The organism is Gordonia heveisoli, assembly GCF_030315745.1.
Taxonomy (GTDB): domain Bacteria; phylum Actinomycetota; class Actinomycetes; order Mycobacteriales; family Mycobacteriaceae; genus Gordonia.
Genome location: NZ_JASXSH010000013.1, coordinates 1 through 19,845, shown reverse-complemented (window position 1 = coordinate 19,845; position 19,845 = coordinate 1). Strand labels below are relative to the sequence as shown.

22 protein-coding genes are annotated in these 19,845 nt (G+C 67.4%); 11 read left to right on the top strand and 11 right to left on the bottom strand.

Features of this window, described 5'->3' with window-relative positions; translation table 11 throughout:
* Positions 1-10: 10 nt before the first annotated feature.
* Positions 11-1,336: a septum formation family protein gene (locus tag QSJ18_RS12805; RefSeq protein WP_286326872.1), complete on the top strand. Its 1,326-nt coding sequence runs from the start codon at positions 11-13 to the stop codon at positions 1,334-1,336.
* Between the two features lie 4 nt (positions 1,337-1,340).
* Positions 1,341-1,691, top strand: coding sequence for a metallopeptidase family protein (locus QSJ18_RS12800; RefSeq protein ID WP_286326871.1), 351 nt, complete (start codon positions 1,341-1,343; stop codon positions 1,689-1,691).
* A 29-nt stretch (positions 1,692-1,720) separates the two neighbouring features.
* Here the strand turns inward: QSJ18_RS12800 and QSJ18_RS12795 are convergent, their stop codons facing one another.
* Together QSJ18_RS12795 and pheA are read right to left on the bottom strand one after the other, a co-directional pair.
* Positions 1,721-2,395, bottom strand: a complete 675-nt coding sequence (locus tag QSJ18_RS12795) for a histidine phosphatase family protein (RefSeq protein WP_286326870.1) — start codon at positions 2,393-2,395, stop codon at positions 1,721-1,723.
* The gene (pheA, locus tag QSJ18_RS12790; RefSeq protein WP_462476066.1) at positions 2,395-3,399 is read right to left on the bottom strand and encodes a prephenate dehydratase; all 1,005 of its coding nucleotides are present in this window, start codon (positions 3,397-3,399) and stop codon (positions 2,395-2,397) included. The genes QSJ18_RS12795 and pheA overlap by 1 nt, the downstream gene beginning before the upstream one ends.
* A gap of 193 nt (positions 3,400-3,592) precedes the next feature.
* On the opposite strand from pheA, the gene QSJ18_RS12785 reads away from it, so the two are divergent.
* The 4 genes from QSJ18_RS12785 (at position 3,593) to QSJ18_RS12770 (ending at position 7,255) form a co-directional block, all read left to right on the top strand.
* Positions 3,593-4,327 (top strand): DUF2470 domain-containing protein, encoded by a 735-nt coding sequence (locus tag QSJ18_RS12785; RefSeq protein WP_462476073.1) that lies wholly within the window; start codon positions 3,593-3,595, stop codon positions 4,325-4,327.
* Between the two features lie 27 nt (positions 4,328-4,354).
* Entirely contained in the window at positions 4,355-5,161 is an 807-nt protein-coding gene (locus QSJ18_RS12780) for a CPBP family intramembrane glutamic endopeptidase (protein ID WP_286326865.1), read from the top strand.
* A gap of 554 nt (positions 5,162-5,715) precedes the next feature.
* Positions 5,716-6,642, top strand: a complete 927-nt coding sequence (locus QSJ18_RS12775; RefSeq protein ID WP_462476065.1) for an LCP family protein — start codon at positions 5,716-5,718, stop codon at positions 6,640-6,642.
* A 73-nt stretch (positions 6,643-6,715) separates the two neighbouring features.
* Positions 6,716-7,255: a ferritin gene (locus QSJ18_RS12770; protein WP_286326864.1), complete on the top strand. Its 540-nt coding sequence runs from the start codon at positions 6,716-6,718 to the stop codon at positions 7,253-7,255.
* A 99-nt stretch (positions 7,256-7,354) separates the two neighbouring features.
* Here QSJ18_RS12770 and QSJ18_RS12765 read toward each other — a convergent pair whose 3' ends face one another.
* From QSJ18_RS12765 to QSJ18_RS12745, 5 genes are all read right to left on the bottom strand, one after another.
* Positions 7,355-8,341, bottom strand: coding sequence for a DUF5926 family protein (locus QSJ18_RS12765; protein ID WP_286326863.1), 987 nt, complete (start codon positions 8,339-8,341; stop codon positions 7,355-7,357).
* A 17-nt stretch (positions 8,342-8,358) separates the two neighbouring features.
* Complete coding sequence (locus QSJ18_RS12760) at positions 8,359-9,159, bottom strand: glycerophosphodiester phosphodiesterase family protein (RefSeq protein ID WP_462476064.1); 801 nt, start codon at positions 9,157-9,159, stop codon at positions 8,359-8,361.
* Positions 9,156-10,142 (bottom strand): DUF4328 domain-containing protein, encoded by a 987-nt coding sequence (locus QSJ18_RS12755; RefSeq protein ID WP_286326862.1) that lies wholly within the window; start codon positions 10,140-10,142, stop codon positions 9,156-9,158. The genes QSJ18_RS12760 and QSJ18_RS12755 overlap by 4 nt, the downstream gene beginning before the upstream one ends.
* Positions 10,143-10,222: 80 nt before the next feature.
* Positions 10,223-10,564, bottom strand: a complete 342-nt coding sequence (locus tag QSJ18_RS12750) for a rhodanese-like domain-containing protein (RefSeq protein WP_286326979.1) — start codon at positions 10,562-10,564, stop codon at positions 10,223-10,225.
* 403 nt (positions 10,565-10,967) lie between these two features.
* Positions 10,968-11,837: a S49 family peptidase gene (locus QSJ18_RS12745; RefSeq protein WP_286326861.1), complete on the bottom strand. Its 870-nt coding sequence runs from the start codon at positions 11,835-11,837 to the stop codon at positions 10,968-10,970.
* A gap of 68 nt (positions 11,838-11,905) precedes the next feature.
* On the opposite strand from QSJ18_RS12745, the gene QSJ18_RS12740 reads away from it, so the two are divergent.
* Positions 11,906-12,670: a VOC family protein gene (locus tag QSJ18_RS12740; protein WP_286326860.1), complete on the top strand. Its 765-nt coding sequence runs from the start codon at positions 11,906-11,908 to the stop codon at positions 12,668-12,670.
* Positions 12,671-12,683: 13 nt separating this feature from the next.
* On the opposite strand, the gene QSJ18_RS12735 is transcribed toward QSJ18_RS12740, so the two are convergent.
* Both QSJ18_RS12735 and msrA read right to left on the bottom strand, forming a co-directional pair.
* Positions 12,684-13,784, bottom strand: a complete 1,101-nt coding sequence (locus QSJ18_RS12735; RefSeq protein ID WP_286326859.1) for a winged helix DNA-binding domain-containing protein — start codon at positions 13,782-13,784, stop codon at positions 12,684-12,686.
* Positions 13,785-13,791: 7 nt separating this feature from the next.
* A complete protein-coding gene (msrA, locus tag QSJ18_RS12730; protein WP_286326858.1) occupies positions 13,792-14,508 on the bottom strand; it encodes a peptide-methionine (S)-S-oxide reductase MsrA in 717 nt (238 codons plus the stop codon).
* Positions 14,509-14,674: 166 nt separating this feature from the next.
* Between msrA and QSJ18_RS12725 the strand changes: the two genes are divergently transcribed.
* Both QSJ18_RS12725 and QSJ18_RS12720 read left to right on the top strand, forming a co-directional pair.
* Positions 14,675-14,821 carry a hypothetical protein gene (locus QSJ18_RS12725; protein ID WP_286326857.1) on the top strand — a complete coding sequence of 49 codons (147 nt, stop codon included), beginning with the start codon at positions 14,675-14,677 and terminating at the stop codon, positions 14,819-14,821.
* 239 nt (positions 14,822-15,060) lie between these two features.
* Positions 15,061-15,690 (top strand): superoxide dismutase, encoded by a 630-nt coding sequence (locus QSJ18_RS12720; RefSeq protein ID WP_286326856.1) that lies wholly within the window; start codon positions 15,061-15,063, stop codon positions 15,688-15,690.
* A gap of 106 nt (positions 15,691-15,796) precedes the next feature.
* Here the strand turns inward: QSJ18_RS12720 and QSJ18_RS12715 are convergent, their stop codons facing one another.
* Positions 15,797-16,993 (bottom strand): acyl-CoA dehydrogenase family protein, encoded by a 1,197-nt coding sequence (locus QSJ18_RS12715; RefSeq protein WP_286326854.1) that lies wholly within the window; start codon positions 16,991-16,993, stop codon positions 15,797-15,799.
* Between the two features lie 179 nt (positions 16,994-17,172).
* Here QSJ18_RS12715 and QSJ18_RS12710 point away from each other — a divergent pair, with 179 nt between their 5' ends.
* Entirely contained in the window at positions 17,173-17,505 is a 333-nt protein-coding gene (locus QSJ18_RS12710) for a TfoX/Sxy family protein (RefSeq protein ID WP_286326852.1), read from the top strand.
* A 19-nt stretch (positions 17,506-17,524) separates the two neighbouring features.
* Here the strand turns inward: QSJ18_RS12710 and QSJ18_RS12705 are convergent, their stop codons facing one another.
* The gene (locus tag QSJ18_RS12705; protein ID WP_286326851.1) at positions 17,525-18,175 is read right to left on the bottom strand and encodes a TetR/AcrR family transcriptional regulator; all 651 of its coding nucleotides are present in this window, start codon (positions 18,173-18,175) and stop codon (positions 17,525-17,527) included.
* 205 nt (positions 18,176-18,380) lie between these two features.
* On the opposite strand from QSJ18_RS12705, the gene QSJ18_RS12700 reads away from it, so the two are divergent.
* Positions 18,381-19,784 (top strand): lipase family protein, encoded by a 1,404-nt coding sequence (locus QSJ18_RS12700; RefSeq protein ID WP_286326850.1) that lies wholly within the window; start codon positions 18,381-18,383, stop codon positions 19,782-19,784.
* The last annotated feature ends 61 nt before the right edge of the window (positions 19,785-19,845 follow it).

Here is a 19,845-nt window from a genome sequence, read left to right as displayed (position 1 = left end):
ATGGAACCCGATGAACGCCGACGACGAGCGTCGCGATGCCGGCGAGGCAAGCGAACAACCGATTGACCCCACCGTCACCGATGACGCGGTGGCGGACTCGGACGGTGGCCGCAGTGACGCCGCCCTGAGTGACGCCGCCCTGAGTGACGAGGCCGCCCGCGCCGAGGACGATGCGACTGTCGACGAGGACGAATGGTCTGACACGGTCGACGAGGACGACGTCCCAGACGAGCCCGCCGATCCGGAGACCACCGACGCACCGTCCGGGTGGCGCGACTCGGTAGCCCGCAACCCGATACGCCTGGTGCTCGCCGCCGTCGTGGTCGGCGCGCTGGTGATGGGAGCGATCGCCTTCGCCGTCGGACTGTTCGACGACAGCGGCAGTGTCGGTGACAGCGACATCGGCGAGCGAGAGCGTCTCGCCGAGAACGCCTTCACCAAGTCGGTCGCCGGGGACTGCCTGGATTGGCCTGCGGGCAACCCCGGGCAGCCGGTCAAGGTGCCCTGCGAACAGAAGCACCGCTTCGAGGTGGCCGGACCGGTCGACACCGCAGTCATCCCGGGCGCCGAATTCGGGGACGACGCGCCGTGGCCGGGTGCGGCGCGCTTCGCCACCATTCGCGACGAACAGTGCCAGGTGCTGGTCGACCAGTATCTGGGCGGACGCCTCGATCCGCAGGGCCGTTTCGCCGTCGGACTGATGAATCCGTCGCAGTATCAGTGGGAACGCGGCGCCCGCGAGTTGCGGTGCGGCCTGCAGGAGACCGGACCCGACGGCCTGCCGCTGGCGTTCTCCGGTCGCGTCGCCGATCAGAATCAATCCCGGATCTGGCCCGAGGGCACCTGCATCGGCATCATTGCCGCCAACCGCAAACCAACCGGGTTCGCGGTCGACTGCGCCGAACCGCATGCGTTCCAGACCACCGGGATCGTCGACCTCGCGGTTCACTTCGGTGACCGCCTGGCCGGTAAGCCGTGGCCGAACACCAAGGCGCAGAACGACTATCTGCAGGGCATCTGTCCCGGCCAAGCCGAGCGGTTCGCCGGCGGCAAGGCCAAGCTCGACGCCACCACCCTCAACGTGCAGTGGTCGGTGCTGAGCGAGCAGAGCTGGCTGGCCGGCAGCCGCAAGGTCGTCTGCTACCTGGGTCTGCCGGATAAGCGCGGCGGCTTCGCCACGCTGGTCGGCGACCCCCGCCAGGGTGTCCTGCTGATCAACGGAAAGGCGCCGGTCGCACCGCCGCAGGCCCCGCCGGGCCGTGCGTTGCCGACCCCGGTTCCGCTGCCGCCCGGTGTCGCGCCCAATCCCGTCGAAGTTCCAGCCCCGGCAGGCTGAGCCGATGGCCGTAAGGATGTCCGACGACGAGTTCGACGGGCTGGTCTCCGATGCTCTGGACACCATCCCGACCGAGCTGACCGATCAGATGAACAACGTGGTGATCCTGGTCGAGCCGGCCAACGAGGAACATCCCGACATCCTCGGTCTGTACCACGGGGTTTCCCTCACCACCCGCACCCACGATTACGCGGGATTCCTGCCGGACACGATCACCATCTACCGCGACCCGATCCTGTGGATGTGTCATTCCCGCGAGCAGGTTGTGCGCGAAGTGGCGATCACGGTGATGCACGAGATCGCCCACCATTTCGGGATCGACGACGACTGGCTGCACGCCAACGGTTGGGGCTGACCGAACTCGATGTGCCCCGGCTCGCAGGCTCAGCCCATCGGTTCGCCGAGTCCCGGCTGGTCCACGAGCGGTTCGTTGACGGGCCCGAAGGGCGCGGTCTGGGCACCCCACCGGTGACAGACCCATACGCCGTCGAGGTATTCGAGTTCGATGCTGCCCGTGTTGCGCAGGTGGGTCGAGGCCGCGAATCGCGCATCGATCCCCGACAATCGCGAGGCGATCAGCCGGATCGCCGCACCGTGGCTGACCACGTACACGTCGCGCTGATCGGGTCCGACGAGGTGGTGCTGGGCCAGGTCTTCGACGACGGGAAGGTAGCGGTCGTAGACCATCGCCAGCGACTCACCGCCGGGCAGGCGGGCGTCGAGATCACCGGCGTGCCAGCGGTCCATCACGTCCTTGAAGACGCGGTGGGCATCGGTGTCGGTGCGGTCCTCGAGTTCACCGACCTGGACCTCGTGCAGACCGTCGAGGACGTCGTTGCCGATACCCCAGACCGAACCGATGAGGTCGGCGGTCTGTTCGGCCCGGCGCGCCACCGAGCTGACCAGGACGGCGGGTTCGGTCCGTTGGTTCTCCAGGCCGAAACGCACTCCCTGCCGGACGCCGAAGTCGGTGAGGCCGGCGCCGGGCAGCGCAGTGTCGAGTCGGCGCATCACATTGGACGTCGTCTCCCCGTGCCGGACCAGATGTAGTCGGGCCATCAGGACTGTTCCCCGCCGCGCTGGTCGTGGTCGGCGCCACCGCGGCGCATGGCTGCGAGCCAGGCCCGCGACTCACCGTGATCGGGAGGCAATGACCCGTTCGGACGGTCGGCGGGCCAGGAACCGAGGAACACCAGCCGGGCGCATGTGCGGTGCAGGGCGGCAAGCGCTTCCGCGACCGCGTCGTCGTCGATGTGACCGACCGCGTCGAGGAAGAAGCGATACTCGCCCGCGTTGCTGCGCCCGTGCTCGACCTCGCGGCGCGGACGGGATTCAATTCTGGTGAGATCGACTCCACGCGAAGCGAATTCGTTCATCGCCGCCATCAGGCTGCCCGGCTCGTTGGACAGTTCGAGGATGACCCCGGTGCGGTCGGTGCCGGTGCGCGACGGCGGCGGCGCGGGCGGCCCGACGATGACGAAACGAGTCACCGCGTCGGTCGCGTCGGACACCCCCTCGGCGAGTGCCCGCAGGCCGGACAGGTCCGCCGCCAGGCCGGTGGTGACGGCCGCGTCGGCCCGGCCGGCCGCGACGTCCTCGGCGGCAGCCGCATTCGAGGCGGCCAGCACGAAGCGTGCGTTGGGGAACAGTTGCGCGATCGACGTACGCACCTGTGCCTCGGCGACCGGATAGGCCGCGATGGTGTGCACCGCGTCGGGGGCCAGGTCGGTGGCCGCGGCGATGGTGAACGCGATGTCGAGCACGGTCTCGGCGAACACCTGAACCCGACCGGCGGTCGACGTCGGCACGAGCGCGTCCATGGTGACCGGGACCGAACCCTCCAGGGAACTCTCGATCGGGACGCAGGCGTAGTCGGCGTCGCCTGCCCGAACCATCGCGATCGCGGCGGCTGGGCTTCCCATCGGCACCCGACGAACCTCGTCGGTGGTGTCGAGGCCCGCTCCGGCGCGGGCCTCGTACTGGGCCAGCGCCTGATCCAGAGCCATCTCGGTGAAGGTTCCGGGCGGGCCGAAATACGCGATCAAGGGCACGTCAAGAAACATTACGGGACAGCGCGCGGGAGTCGCCGGACCAGCACTGGCGCCTGCACCGGCCACCGATTTTTTCTCTGCGGTTCCATCCATTGACGGACCACTCCCACTAATTTAGGTTAGGGTTACCTCATCACGACGAGAACAGACCGGAGAGACGCGAATGACACCTGCCGCCGTCACCGACCGCCCCACCGATGCCGAGATGATCCAGACCGCATGCCGCCGGGTCGAGAACGCCATCCTGGCCGTCGAGGGAGCCGAGACGACGCCCGTCGACGTCGTGCACCTGTTCGAGACCCAGGCCTTCATACTCGTCCCCACCGACGGTGACGCCATGCAGAGCCTCCTCGACAGCGGCTACGGCGCCAACGCCGGCGACGGGGTGGCGGCCATGCTGGAGATCACCGACTGCGCGCCCATCGACCTGCGCGAACGTGTCCGGTCACTCATCTGGCTCAAGGGCGACGCCTTCGCGGTTCCGGCAGATCTGGAACGCGACCTGGCCATCGAGATCGCGGATGATCAACCGCACTCGGGCCTCCTCGACATCGGCCACGGCCGCTCGATGCTCCGCCTGCAGATCGACAGCGCCGTGATCGCGTCGGCGGCCGGTGCCGCGGCGGTCACTGCCTCCGACCTCGCCGGTGCCACACCCGACCCGTTCTGGGAATACGAGAACGACTGGGTCGCCCACCTGGACGAGGATCACGCCGAACTCGTCGACCAGCTGGTGCGCAAGTTGCCGCGCCACCTCCGGCGGGGCCGGGTCCGGCCGCTGGGGCTGGATCGGTTCGGCATCCGATTCCGCATCGAGGACACCGACGGTGACTCCGACGTCCGGTTGCCGTTCTCGCGGCCGGTCGCCGACGTCTACGAGCTGTCGCATGCCCTGCGTTCGCTGGCAGGCTGCCCGTTCATGAACAGCCTGCCCGACTGAACCGACGCGGGTCCGTACGCTCACGCCATGGGCTTCTCCCCGCGTGAGGTGCTGAATCCGCCGGACCCGCCGGATATCGCGGTCATCACCGACCCGAGTCAGCGGCGCGCCCTCTGGCTCGAATTGGGCATCGTCGGCGTGCTCACCTTCGGGTTCTCCGCGATCTACGCGATCCTGTCGCTCATCGAGAGCGAGCTGACCGGCGGTATCGAGGGCACCACGGTCGCGCTCAACCCCAGCCGTTCCAGCGTCGAGGCCATCGATGCCCTGCGGCAACTGCTGAGCGGCATCCGTCTTTTCGCAATGGCGGGCCTGGGTGTCTACCTACTCTGGCGCAGCGGCGTCGGTCGTGACCGCGTCGGACTCGGACGCTGGTCGCCCCGGCGCGATATTCCCGCGGGCCTGGCCCTGACCGCGATCATCGGCATTCCGGGCCTGGCCGTGGTGGCCACCGCGCGGGCACTGGGTCTCAACGCATCGCTGGTGCCGAGTACCGCGGACGCCTGGTGGGAGTGGCCGGTGCTCATCCTGGTCGCGATCGGCAATGGCGCCGCCGAGGAGATCCTCGTCGTCGCCTACTTCATCACCCGGCTGCGTCAACTCGGTTTCGGTGCGAACTCCGCGCTGGGCGCCAGCGCCGTGCTGCGTGGCAGCTATCACCTGTACCAGGGCTTCGGCGCAGGCGTGGGCAACCTCGCGATGGGCCTGGTGTTCGGACGGTTCTTCCAGGTCAGCGGTCGAACCTGGCCACTGGTCATCGCGCACGGGGCGATCGATGTGATCGCCTTCGTCGGGTACGCGCTGCTACGCGATCATCTGCCGTGGGTCGGCTGAAGGTCCACCTCCCGACCGACCCGGCGGCCCGCGACTAAGGGTGATCACAGGCGCCGGTCGCTACATTGGATCGGATGAACGAACCGGACCCGCCGATGATGCGCAGGCCGGGTCCACCCCGACCCGGCCCGCCACCCGATCGCGCGCCCGGACCCCAACCCCAGGCTGGGCGCCCCGGTTCACCGCCGCGTCGGCCACCCGCACCCGATCCTGGGCCCCAGCGCCGCGCGAACGAGGTCTATCAGCCTCCGCGCGCATGGTCGGCGAGTCCGAATCCGCCCGCCCCGTCGCCGCGTCAGCACACCCTGCACGAAGAACCCGCCGGCCCTCCCGGCCCTCGCCCCGGTTACGCCCCCCGGCAGGAGCCTGAGCCGATTCCGTCCGATTCCCGACATCCGCGGGATCGGTCGGGCGGACCGCCGCGGCACGGGTCAACCCACCCGGCCGGCACCAGCCCGCCTGGTTCACCGCCGCCGGGGAAACGGCGGTCGGCTTCCCGGCGGGCGCGGCCGCGGCGACGTGGCTGGGTACGGATACTTCGTGCGCTGCTGATCGTGCTGTTGATCATGGTCCTGGCCTCGATCGGCGCCATGTTCTACTACGACAGTCAACTGCACCGGGTCGACGCCCTGGTCTCCTATCCGGGCCGGCCCGGCGACACCCCCGGTACCAACTGGCTGATCGTCGGCACCGATTCCCGCGCGGACCTCTCCAAGGACCAACGCACCGACCTGTCCACCGGCGACGCCGACGGCGCGCGCACCGACACGATCATGCTGGTGCACATTCCGCCGAGCGGGCGGGCGATGATCATCTCGCTACCCCGCGACCTCTATGTGCCGATTCCCGCTCAGGGTGAGGGAAAGATCAACGGCGCGTTCAACTTCGGCGGGCCTCAGCTGCTGGTGCGCACCGTCGAACAGTTGTCCGGGGTGCGTATCGACCACTATGCGGAGATCGGGTTCGGCGGCTTCGACACGCTCGTCGACGCAGTCGGCGGCGTCGACATCTGCCTCGACCAGGCGATCAACGACCCCAAGGCCGGTCCGCCATTGAAGAAGGGCTGCCATCGGCTCAACGGCAAACAGGCCCTGACGCTGGTGCGCACCCGCGACTTCCCGCAGGCCGATCTGATCCGCGTGGTCAATCAGCGGAAGTTCTTGTCCGCCCTGGTTTCCCGGGCCACCAGCCCGGCCGTGCTGCTCAATCCGTTCCGCCTCTTCGGGTTCGTCGGCGGCGCCGTCGACGCCCTCACGGTCGACTCCGGTGACCACATCTGGAATCTCGCGATGCTGGCCTGGGCGCTGCGCGACGATCCGATCACCACCACCACCCCGACCGGGGACGCGACCTTTGTCGGCGAGGAATCTGTCCTTCCGCCCGATGCCGACACCACCAGATTCTTTGAGTACCTGAAGGCAGGCAAGCCGGTCCCCGACGACCTGCTGCACAGCACCGGAGGCGTCATCGGAGCTCGTTGACGCAGGTCAGACTACCCTTATTTAGCCTGAGCTGGCTCTCCGCTGCCGCATACCGCCCCGTAGGATCGTGAAGATGACCACCGAACGCACCAAGTTCCAGCAGCTCCTGCACGACCAGATCAGCAACGAGTTCTTCTCGTCGCAGCAGTACATCGCCGTGGCCATCTACTACGACAATCACGACATGCCGCAGCTCGCCAAGCACTTCTATCAGCAGTCGGTCGAAGAGCGGAACCACGCGATGATGATCGTGCAGTACTTCCTCGATCGTGGGCAGGCCGTCGATATCCCCGGAATCGATCTGCCCCGCAACGACTTCGATGACTACAAGGCCCCGATCGAACTCGCCCTGGAACAGGAGCACGCGGTCACCCAGCAGATCGTCGACCTCGCCAAGGCCGCCCGCGACACCGGCGACTACCTCGGTGAGCAGTTCATGCAGTGGTTCCTCAAGGAGCAGGTCGAGGAGGTCGCGACGATGACCACCCTGCAGACCATCGCCGAGCGAGCCAACGGCAATCTGTTCGACCTGGAGAATTTTGTCGAACGCGAACTCAACGTCGCTGAGGGCACCGATGCGACGGCACCCCCGGCGGCCGGCGGAAACCTGTAACCACCGCCCCGCCAACGCCATACGACGAACCCCCGGCTGGCTGAGGTGCGATGAGCACCTCAGCCAGCCGGGGGTCGGAACGCCGGCCGCTCCGATCGCCTAGCCTCGCAGCGTGACCTGACGGCCCCGGATACCGTCGCGCGAACTGAGTTCGGCGGTGGTCAGCGGCGCGGTGTCGGCGAGCGCCTCGGTCAGTCGCGCGTCGAAGTCGTTGAGACCGTCGTACCACTCCTCGTGATGTAGTTCGTTGTCGAGATCGAAGACCGGTACCAGCAGCCCGTGGGTGCGGAAGGATCCGGCGAACCGTGAACCCTCACCGAGGGTCAGGTGACCGGCCGCATGCAACCGGGCCAGCGCGGTCATCAGATCGTCCTCGTCCTCCGGACGGATCCAGCGGAGGTGGGCGCGTTCACCGGCGTCGACCCACCACGGCGCACCGATGCCGCTGGCCGGGTTGAGGCGGGCCGTCGGCATCACCGATTCGTTGGCGCGCGCGAACATCTCGGCGATCTCGGCGGGAACGTCGACCCCAGCGGCGAACCACCAGGAGAAGTCCTCGTGCACGATGATGTCCAGCGGCGCATCGGCATCGAGTAGTTCGGTCAACGGTGCGACCTCGTCGGCCGGTGCGTAGTCGGCGCCGGGGGTGGCGTGCGCAGCCCAATCGAGGGCGGCGGCAAGTTCACCGTCGAGGTCGATGCGGTCGGGTTCGGTCTGCAGCGCGACCAGGCCCTCGGGTTCTCCCCGGTTCTCGCGCACGAGCGCGGGTCCGGCGCCGGGCAGCACGGTGGCGAACAGTACTTCGTTGCGGACACCCGCGGGCAGTTCACGCGGCGGCGGGTTGTCCGCACCGACAACCGAGGTCAGTTCGCGTGGCGATGGTCCCGGCTCGACGAGTGCCGCCCGAGCGGTTGCTGACGCGACGAAGGTTCGCAACGCGACGAGATCGCATTCGGCGGCCAGGCCGGCGAACGGACGCGGCGGAGCGGCCAGCGCGGAGAGTTGACGGGCCTTGCGCGCGGCGACCCGCTCGGCACGATTGCTACCCGGGCGCGGTCCACTGCCGCGCTTGCTCTTCTTACCCATCGGACCAGCTTCTCACGTCAGTCGACGGTGACGAGCCAGTCCCTGACCTTCGCCGGATGGTTGGTCGCGACCCAGCGCACACCGAGGTCGGCGCACAGCTGTACGTCGGCGAGTTCGTCGACGGTCCAGCAGTAGGTCACCCGGCCGGCGGCGGCAGCACGATCCACCAGGTCGGGGTAGTGCCGCAGGGTGGCCACCGAAGGACCGATGCCGGTCGCACCGACGGCGGTGGCCGCGCTTCCGCCGAGGACGCGGGCGGTGTCGCCGAGCAGAATGGTTGGCAGCATCGGCGCTTGCCTGCGCACCCGCCACACACCGGCCGAGGAGAACGAGATGACCACGGCGCGACTGTGATCGGCCGACGGCGGTGATCCGACGCCGAATTCGTGCAGCAACTCCAGGAGCGTCTGTTCGACGAGGCTGCCGTAGCGCACCGGATGTTTGGTCTCGATGAACAGCCGGACGGGTCGTTTCCAGTCCAGCGTCAGCGTCAGCAGGTCGCGCAGCGTCAGCACCGACGCCGACGTTCCGGCGGGATGCCAGCTACCGAAGTCGAGTTCGGACAGCTGCGCCAACGACATCTCACTGACCGCCCCGACACCGTCGGAGGTGCGCTCGACGGTGCGGTCGTGGATGCACACGAGCTGGTGGTCGCTGGTCAGCCGAACATCGCATTCGAGGCCGTCGGCACCCTGGCTGAGGGCGAGTTCGTAGGCGGCGAGGGTGTGTTCGGGCAGATCGCCCGATGCGCCCCGGTGGGCGACCACCGCAGGTTTGCCGGAGCGGGAGACCTTTTCGGCTGCGCCGCCCGAGATCACGACACCACCACCCAGCGGCGGTCGGGGACCGGCGCGGCCGGCGCGGCGGTGAACAGCCGGGGCAGTCGCGTCGCGAACCAGAAGGCGAACGCCGCCGAGACCGCCGAGCTGACCATCACCATGGCCACCGCGTCGGCGCCACTCTGGATGGTGCCGCTGCGATGGTCGACGATCCGCATCACCACCGCGATGATCGCGACGACCGTCACCAGCGTCCAGGCGAGCCACACCTTCTTCAGCCGTGCCCGCACGAGTACGGCATCCAATTCGAGATCTGTTCGCACGGCGGCGGCTTCGAGGATCAGCATCGGCGCGCCGATCACATTGACCAGCGGTATCGCGGCCAGCGGGACGACGATCCATCGGCGGTGACGCGGGTCGGTCCGGTCCACCGACGCGTAGGCGGCGGCGCGCAGGTCGATGACCCAGCGGGTGAAGGCGGCGGTCGCCACCACGAAACCGATCAGTCCGGCGAGACCGCAGACGACGACCAACCCGCCCGACAGGTCGATCAGCCACTGGGGCAGCACCTTGCTGCGGTTGATCATGGTCAGCACATAGCGGAACAGATGGGCGAGCGCCGCCGCGGTGAGCGTGCCGCCCGCGAGCAGCAGCGCGCGCTGCAGCCGATCACGGGACTCGAGTTCGGGTTCACGTTCGGTCGTGGCGACGACCGGCAGGTCTCGCAGCCCCCAGCGCGGCAGATAGCCGTATCGGGGTATCGGGCGTGGCCCCGACGGGCGGCGGGGGCGACGCGTCACGATCGCCTCCGGCGGCCGGCGCGCGACCCAGCGCAGATGCGGTGCCCGGTAGTAGGAGCGTGGGGTGTGGGGTCGGGCCGCGGCTACCCGGTTCGCCGGTGTTGCCGAACCGGCGGTGGCCTGCCCGGCGGTTGTCTGCCCGGCGGTTGTCTGCCCGGCGGTGGCCGCGGACGGTTGCCCGACGAGGCCGCGTGCCTGGGCGGCGTCCTGAGCGACGCGCAACGGCCCACCGCATCGTGGGCACCGGTCACGCCCGGGCCGGTGCGGCGCCTGGATCCGGCACCGCGGACAGACGTCGATCATCAGTTGCCGTTCTCGGCGGGTCCGACCTCGACCGGTTTTCCGCCCTGCACCCAGGCGAGCATCCCGCCTTCGACGCAGGTGCCCTCATAACCGAGCTGCTGTTTGAGGTATTGCAGGACGCGCATGGAACGGCCGCTGGCGTGGCACACGACGTACAGGTCGGCATCCTGGTCGATCTCGTCGTACCGGACCGGGATGTCACCCATCGGAATGTGGATCGCGCCGCGGATGTGTCCGTTGGCCCATTCGTCGTCCTCGCGGACGTCGAGCATGACCGCGTCGGTCACCGCGGTGAAGTCGTCGGGTAGCTCGGTGACCGATACCTCGGGGATGTCGCCAATGCTCACGTTCCCATGGTGGCACAGCGACCCGGCCCCACGGGCGCGAGCGTGCTCCCTACGACCGAACCCGTTGAGGATGTGTCACCGGAATCCATTCGTTCGGACGAACTGTGGAGAAGTCCCCAGATTTGTCCCCAAGCGGACTATGTGGACCTACATAAAGTTATCCACATGTGAATGCTCTCGGCATGAACACGTTCCACACTCTGACCGTGAACCTGTGGATGAGGTTGTGGAAACTGTGGAAAACCGCTGGCCAACCCGCATCGGATTGTGAGCACCGTCACTCAATTTGTGCAGTGGCGGGCGATGTGATTTACCAGAGTGCAGAGCGCGGTCTGGGTCACAGAATATTCGCGATGCACACGATCTGTGGATAACTTGGGGAACAACTCGTCAGAACTCAGCGCCGGAAGGTGAACGACGTCGTCATGTCGGGCGCCCGGTCCAGCGCGGCGAGCACTCCCGACGTGATCGCCTCGGCGACGCCGAACACCGATCCGCTCGCGGTGGCCGGACCACCCACCAACCGTGCGAGCAGCGGCTTGGGTGCGTCGACGATCGTGATCTCGGCATCGGGATAGCGCTCGGCGATGACCGACCGCATCACGCCGACCCCGTCGACCAGACCGAGTTCGGCGGCCCGACCACCGACCCACACATCACCGTTGAACAGTTCCTCGTCGGCGGCGGTGAGCTTCTTGCCGCGCCGCTGCCGCACCCACCCGATGAACTCCTCGTGCAGACTGCGCTGCAGCGATCGGATCCACTCGACGTCCTCGGCGACCGCAGGGGAGAAGGTGTCCAGACGCGCCTTGTTGTCGCCGGAGGTGTAGAGCCGACGTTCGACGCCGAAACGCGACAACACCTCGGCGACCCCGAATCCCGACGACACCACGCCGATCGACCCGACGAGCGATGTGTGCGCGGCGAAGATCTCGTCGGCCGCACAGGCGATCCAGTATCCGCCGGAGGCGGCGACGTCCTCACAGAAGGCGAGTACGGGCACGCCCTTCTCGGAAGCCAGCTGGCGGATCCGGCCGGCGATGTACTCCGACTGCGCAGGCGACCCGCCGGGCGAGTTGATTACCACGACGACGGCCTTGAGGCGCTCGGTCTCGAAGGCTCGCTTGAGGATCGGTTCCACCGATTCGGTGGTCAATCCGGGACGTCCCATGCCGCCGCTGCCGATCAATCCGTCGAGGCGGACCACCGCGACATGTTCTGCGCGTGTCTTCGCGAGCTTCTTGCCCACCTTGGCCAGTGCGTTCATCCCGCCGAGTCTAGTTGCGCCGCGACGTAGTCCCGCCCTCCGACGACATCTGGCCCTACACTGCTGGAATGCACGTGCGGTGGCTGAGTGCGTTCCTGGATTTTCCCGCTGCCCAGTTCGGTCCCGAAGTCACGTTCTGGCGGGCGATCGCGGGCAGTACGGTGTCGCCGCCGCGTGGCGCGGCACGCGAGTTCGCGTCGCTGGAGCCGTTCAACGGCGATCCCCACCTGCGGGTCCAACGGATCGTCGACGGTCCCGGCGGCGTCCACCTCGACCTCCACGTCGACGACCCGCGGGCTGCCTCTCTGGAGGCGACAGCACTCGGTGCCGAGGTCATCCGCGACTCGACCGACTACCTGAGTCTGCGATCGCCGGCCGGTTTCGTGTTCTGCCTGGTGCAGTGGGCCGGGGAGTCCACCCGATCGCGGCCGATCCGGTGGCCAGGCGACGCGATCAGCATCATCGATCAGGTTTCCATCGACGTTCCCCGCGACCTGTTCGACGCGGAGGTGATCTTCTGGACCCGGCTCACCGGCTGGGCGACGCGGCCCGGCACCCGCCCGGAGTTCGTCGCCCTTCGCCGCGAGAAGTCGCTGGCCCTGGGCATCCTGCTGCAGCGGCTCGACGACGTCAGCGCGCTGGACACGAACGGACGACCCACCCAGGCCACCGGACACCTCGATCTGGCAACGAATTCGGTGACCGACGAGGTCATCCGACACGAGGACTGGGGCGCCCGGGTCGTCGAGAAGTTCGACAACTGGACGACCATGGCCGACCCGGTCGGACGTCGCTACTGCATCACCAACCGCAATCCCCGGACCGGCGACTGACCGCGTCCACCCGTCAGCCGGTCACGAAGTCACGCAGGAGTTCGAGTTCCGCGTCGATCTGGGCCGCTGCCGTCCGCGAGATCTCACACAGCAGGTCGACGCCGATCGAGTCGTCCGCCGCCCGCCGCCAGGTACCGACCAGCCTGCCGTCGACGAGGACGAATCCCGGTGAGCGGCCGTTGGGGGTGGCGGTGGCGCGGTAGAGCTCGGGGTCGGCGATCCGTTCCCGGTCGGCGGCGATGAAGATCGCATGGTCGTAGGGGGCGATCAGACGAACCGGGGCGGGAGTGTCACCGTCGATGATGTCGAGGCCTTCGAGGTCGTAGAGCTCCTGACCGTCCGGGCCGCGTAGTCGCGTCAGCTCCCAATCGGCTTCCATGGCCTCGATGAGCGGTCGGAGCCCGGTGAGTCCCGACCACGCCTGGATGCCGGCGATGGTCGCCGGCCCGAAACCGCGCAGGTACAGCCGCACGAGGTCGGCGCGGGCGTCGTCCCCGGTCACCGCCGGTTCGCCCGGGCCCGCCCACTCGTCGAAGAGCCGATAGGTTGGCGCTCCCCGACCTCGCCAGGTGCCGCGCGGCGGGACCTGAACCAACGGCAGGGCACTGCGTGCGATGGCGGTGAGGTTCGACGCCGATTCACCCGGAAAGTGTTGTACCAGTTGCGCTCCGAGGTCGGCGCCGGCGAGTTCGGTCCCCGCCAGCAGTTGTGCGGCGTGATCGGCCACCTCCTCGGCCGTCGTCGCGACCAGTGCGGTGCCGTGATTCCGGGCGGCCGCGGCGTCGAGGGTCGGCTGGGCGAGCGGCCGGACCCAGCGGGCGTCTTCGGCATCCATCGCGAAGACGGTCCCGCGTAGTAGCGCCGTTCGCACCACTTCGCGCTCGACGAGCAGGTCGTCGAATTCGAGTGGGTCGAAATCGGTTATCCGCGACCACATCCCGAAGAATGCGGCCAGCGGATCCTGGGACTGCATGCCGACGCACCGGTCGAGGACCTCGATGGCATCCTCGGCGACCCGCTCGAGGAGGTGCTGCCGGTGCAGCAGGGTGCGGTTCCATTGCGCCGCAGTGATCTCCCGGTCGCCGGTCGTACCGGCGCCACTGGTCTGGGTCACCGCGAACTCAGTTGGCCGGGTAGCGGATTCCGGTGGCCGCATGGCAGCGGTAGCCGTGCGGATTCTTCGCCAGGTACTGCTGGTGATAGTCCTCTGCGTAATAGAACCGACCGTCACCGGCGGCGGCCAGCGGAGTGATCTGGGTGGCGACCGCACCGAGACCGGCCTCGCTCAGTGCCGTCTCGAAGGTCTCGGCCGAGGCGCGGGCCAGTTCGGCATCGGCGTCGGACAGTGTGTAGATGGCCGATCGGTACTGGGTGCCGATGTCGTTGCCCTGTCGCATGACCTGGGTGGGATCGTGATTCTCCCAGAAGATCTGGAGGATCCCGTCGAGGTCGATCTCGTTCGGGTCGAAGACCACCAGCACCGCCTCGGTGTGTCCCGTACGCGCCGTGCACACCTCTTCATACGTGGGATTGGGCGTGTAGCCGCCCGCATAGCCGACCGCCGTGGTGTACACGCCCGGGACCTGCCAGAAGATCTCCTCGATCCCCCAGAAGCAACCGCCGCCGAGTACCACGGCCGACAGTGGCTTGTCGGCCAGGCCCGACAGGTCACCGATACCCCCGTTGGGTTCCGTCGGTTCACCTCGCATCGGGTGTCCGAGCACGAGATGTCTCCCGCTGAGCGGCATCTGCGCGTCCCGCCCGGGCAACGCTCCGGACTCGTCGACGAGATCCTGCTTGTGCGTACGGGCCGATAACAGCTGGTCAAGCCATGACATGGGACAAGTCTACGCGCGCATTGCGCATGGTCCGGGTGTCCCGGTACGCCGACGCGGGGTTGAGACAAAGTTGGACATTTGGTTGAATGATCCAGGTCACAGTGTGATGGCTCACACCAAGCCGGTGAGCTGTTCGACCAGCACGGTCCAGCGATGAAGGGTGGCAATGGCGACGCACGCGAGCACACATCTGCGGGCCCCGCGCTCGCGGACGCAGCCGCGGCTGACCTACAACGTCGGCGCGAGTTGCCGCGCCACCGCACTCAGCATTCTGGCCCTCGCCGTCCTGTTTGTTCTGCTGCTTCTCATCTGAAGCGAACCGCGCCGCCGAAGCCGTTTGCGCGCCAGTTCCTTTCGCTTCACCCGGCACGCCCCCGCACCTGGGCAATACTTCAACCGCGGTTGAGGTAATTTCGCGCGCGTTTGTTGCATAAAGCCAAGCTCTGCGGAAGGGTGGAGCTATCCGCGCCGCAGCCCGCGAGGCGGCTGCGATTTCGCGCGTGAACAGTGGAATAAAGCCGCACCCAACCGGTGCGGGTAGAGAGGATTACCGTGGCTGATTACACCCTGCCGGATCTCGACTACGACTATGGCGCCCTCGAGCCCCACATCTCCGGCCGGATCATGGAGCTCCACCACAGCAAGCATCACGCGACCTACGTCAAGGGTGCCAACGACACCCTGGCCAAGCTCGCCGAGGCACGCGAGGACGGATCCATCGCGGGCAAGGTCTACGGACTGTCGGCGACCCTGTCGTTCCACCTCGGTGGACACACCAACCACTCCGCCTTCTGGAAGAACCTGTCGCCCAACGGCGGCGGCGAGCCCACCGGCGATCTCGCCGAGGCCATCGGCGCGCAGTTCGGTGGTTTCGAGCAGTTCAAGGCCCACTTCACCGCTGCCGCCACCACCCTGCAGGGTTCGGGCTGGGCGATCCTGGGTTATGACACCATCGGTGGCAACCTGGTCGTCCTGCAGCTCACCGACCAGAGCGGCAACATCCCGGCCGCGATCATCCCGGTCGTGCTGCTCGACATGTGGGAGCACGCCTTCTACCTCGACTACCAGAACGTGAAGCCGGATTACGTCAAGGCCTGGTGGAACGTCGTGAACTGGGACGACGCCGCCGACCGCTTCGCCCGTGCGAAGAGCCAGGGCGCCGGACTCATCGTCCCCGCCTGAGTCACCGACTCGCGTCGACACATCAGCGGCGGTCACTTCCTTCCGGAAGTGACCGCCGCTCGTGTTGTGCCGGCCGGCCGGTGTTTGCCGCCGTGCCGGATCGGGCCTACTTCAGATCGCTACTGGACTTCCCGAGCACCCGTCGGGCGATGATCAACTGCTGAATCTGCTGGGTGCCCTCGAAGATGTCCAGGATCTTGGCGTCGCGCGCCCACTTCTCCAGCAGCGAGGTCTCCGAGTAGCCCGCGGTGGCGCCGACCTCGACGGCCTTGTTCGTCGCGTCGGTGACCATGCGGCCGGCCTTGGCCTTCGACATCGATGCCTCGGTCGAATTCGGCTGCTTGTTGTCGGCCATCCACGCGGCCCGCAACGTGTGCAACCACGATGCCTCCCAGTCGGATTCGAGTCGGATGAACTCCGACACCGACGCGTGCTGGGCAGCGGCGGGCTGGTCGTAGTCAATGGTGTGCCCGGCCTCTTCGAGCATGCGGCGCAGCTCTTCGAGGGCCGCGCGGCCCACGCCGATCGCCATCGCCGCAACCACCGGCCGGGTGTTGTCGAAGGTCTGCATGACCCCGCCGAAGGCCTTCTTGGTGTCGATCTCGGGTGAGCCGAGCAGATTCTCCCGCGGTACCCGCGCGTTCTCGAAACGCACCACCGCGGTGTCCGACGCCTTGATGCCCAGCTTGTGTTCGAGACGGGCGACGGTCACACCCTCGGTGTCCATCGGGACGACGAAACTCTTGATCGCCGCGCGGCCGACGCTGCGGTCGAGCGTCGCCCACACCACCACGTGATCGGCGCGGGATCCGGCGGTCACGAAGATCTTCTCGCCATTGATCAGGTAGTCGTCGCCGTCGGCGGTCGCGGTCGTCGACACCGCCGCCGAATCCGAGCCGAAGCTGGGTTCGGTGATGGCCATCGCGGCCCAGACGTCACCGAATCGTTCGAGCTGCTCCTCGTTGGCCACGGCCGCGATGGCCGCGTTCCCCAAGCCCTGGCCGGGGATGGTGAGGAAGAGCCCGACGTCGCCCCAGCTCATCTCGTGTGCCGCGATGAGTGCACGAAGGTTGGCTCCGTTGACCGTCGGGGCATCGGTGGACTTCTTCGCCGTACCGTCGGCACCCTTGTCCGCCGAGCGGGACTGCTTGGCGAGTTTGCCCAGTTCATCCAGTTCGACGGGGTATTCGTGCTCGGCCTTGTCGTACTTGCGCGAGATCGGCCGGAACAGGTGTTCGGCCGCGAGGTGGGTGCGCTCCACCGTCGAGTCGAAGCTCTTCGGGAGCTCAAGGTTGATCGCCATACCAGCATCTTACTCAAGAGTAAGGTTTCTGACCAGTATCAATCCCGGGCAACGGTGACCTGCACGGTCAGAATCCCCAGAAAAGTGCTGAAAGTGCTCGGCTACAACGTCTTTGGTGGCAGACAACAATCCGGCAACGGGACGCGACGGCGGTACGTCCCAAACAGTAGGCTCACAGGGTGCCCTACGACGAAGACCTCGCCTATCGGATCCGTGCCCTGCTGGCCGCGGAATGCGGTCTCGACGAACGGCTGATGTTCGGTGGTCTCGCGTTCCTGATCAACGGAAATATGGCGGTCGCCGCCAGCGGATACGGCGGCCTGATGGTCCGCGTCAAACCCGAGGACACCGCCGGCCTGCTCGAACACCCGCACACCGAACCCATGGTCATGTCCGGCCGGGAAACCCGGGGCTGGCTCCGCGTCTCCGACGCCGGGATCAGCGGCGAACGCGCCCTGTCCCGCTGGGTCAGCATCGGCGCGGACTACGCCCGCAACCTACCGCCCAAGTGAGCAGGCGGCGCCTGCCCGACTACGCGGAGGGCAGACCGCCGCGGGTGGCGGTGTAGAAGGTCAACAGATCGTCGATGACGCCGCGGCGCGTATCGGCGGTGATCTCGGCGGCCTGCAATTCGGCGATGACCACCTCGAAGATCCCACCCACGATGGCAATGGTCACCCGTCGCGGCGGAATGGACAATCCGCGCCCCTGCCACAATGACTCGATGTAGTCGGCGGTCCACACCCGGTTGGCGTGACGCGCCTCGTCGATCCGCTCGGAGAACGCCCGGGCATGCCCGAAGGTGATCAATGCCTTGCGCCGATCCGCGATCAACAGATCGACGAATCCCTCGATGATGAACTCGGCTTGCGCCGACTCGTCGACGTGCGGGACGGCGAGCGCGGCGGACATCGCTGCCCGGAACTCGGTGGCGGTGCGGTTGTACAACGCCAGGTAGCAGTCTTCCCGGTCCCCGAAGTTCTGATAAAAGCTCTTGGTGCTGACGAATGCCGTCTGACAGATCAACTCCACCGACGTATCGGGATAGCCCCGCGACGCAAAGAGATCCAGGGCCGCATCCAGGATCGACTGTTTGCGCTGTTCACGCCGCTGCTCGGCATCCAGCCCGCGAATGCGCCGCGGCGCGCCCTTGACAGGCGGGGTCGGGGATTCGGCTGGCACGAGCCGACGGTACACCACGGTCGAGCCCCCGTGACACCACTCTAGAAACGCTTGCAGGTTATGGAAACGTCGGCTTGTCTTAATTGGGCCAGGCGTGCTTGACTCTGGTGATGCGCGTCACGTGTGTGGCGCGTACGACAGATCAGGGGGGCCAGGAATGGCATCACACAGGGTTGGCAGATGGACTCGAACACGCAGGCTGAGCGTGCTGGGCGCCGGATTCATCATCGCGCTACCGCTCGTCGCCGGCGGCATTGCCGACGCGGCCCCGGCGCACCGCACTCCGCAGGCGACGCACGCGCAGTACGACCAGGTCACGGTGCGCCCCGTCACCGGCCTGCCGGTCCCGCCCGAGATGGATCCCGGGTTCTACGACCCGCCGCGTTCGGTCATCGCCACAAAGATGACCGGGCAGATCATCGCCGCGCGCCGGGTCACCATCGCAAACCTCTCGCTGATCCCGGTTCCGGTCGACGCATGGCAACTGTCCTTCCGATCCTCGGATACCCGCGGCAATCCGATCGCCGCGGTGACCACGGTGCTGCGCCCGCGCAGTAACAAGACACCGGACGGCAAACCACGGCGTCTCCTGGCCTTCGACTCGGCCGCCGACAGCCTCGCGCGCTACTGCGAGCCGTCGTATCAGTATCAGCTGGGTTCGGTGCCGTATCAGATCACCGGCTCCTCGGTCGTCGGCAACGAGATCCTGCAGGTCCAGGCGGCCCTGGCCCAGGGCTGGGCGGTCGTGGTGCCGGACGCACAAGGCCCGAAGTCGGCCTACGCCGCGGGTCCGCTGCAAGCGCGCATCACCCTGGACGCGATCCGTGCGGCACAGCGCTTCGCGCCGATGGGACTCGATCAACGCACTCGCGTCGGTGTCGCCGGATACTCCGGTGGTGCCATCGCATCCAACTGGGTCGCCGAGATCGCGGACTCCTACGCTCCGGAGATCGACCTCGTCGGTGTGTCCTCGGGCGGCAGCCAGCCCAACCTGGCCTCGACGCTCAACATGGCCGAAGGACAGGCCACCGCCGGCCTGGTACTCGCCGCGGTCATCGGACTCTCACGTGAGTACCCCGAGCTGAAGGACTACGTCGACACCCACGTCACCCCGGAGGGACGGGCACTGCTGAACGCCAAGCAGAATCTGTGCGTCACCTACACCACCCTGCTCGTGCCGTTCCTACACAACAAGGCAGTGCTCCGTGGCGGCGATCCGCTGCGTGCGCCGCAGGTGCGACGGGTGATCGAGAAGACCCGAATGGGCAAAACCACACCCACTGTCCCACTGCTCCAACTGCATTCACGTTATGACTGGATCGCACCACTCCCTCAGGTCGACAAGTTGGTGGCGACCTACTGCCGTAACGGCGCGAACGTCACCTACATCCGCGACCACGCGAGTGAGCATCTGATCCTCGCGGTCGCGTCCACCCCGGTGTGGATGATGTGGCTACGCGACCGATTCAACGGCGTGCCGATCCATGCCGGCTGCACCACCAAGGACGTCAACAGTGTGGCGCTCGACCAGCGCACCTGGCCGGTGTGGGTCGACACCGTCGGCGACCTACTCGCCGGAGTCTTCCAGCGCCCGTTGGGTGTTCGATGACCGCAACTGACATCTGACATCTCACGCGCCAGCGACGAGGGGTGGGGGGGGGGGGGGGGGG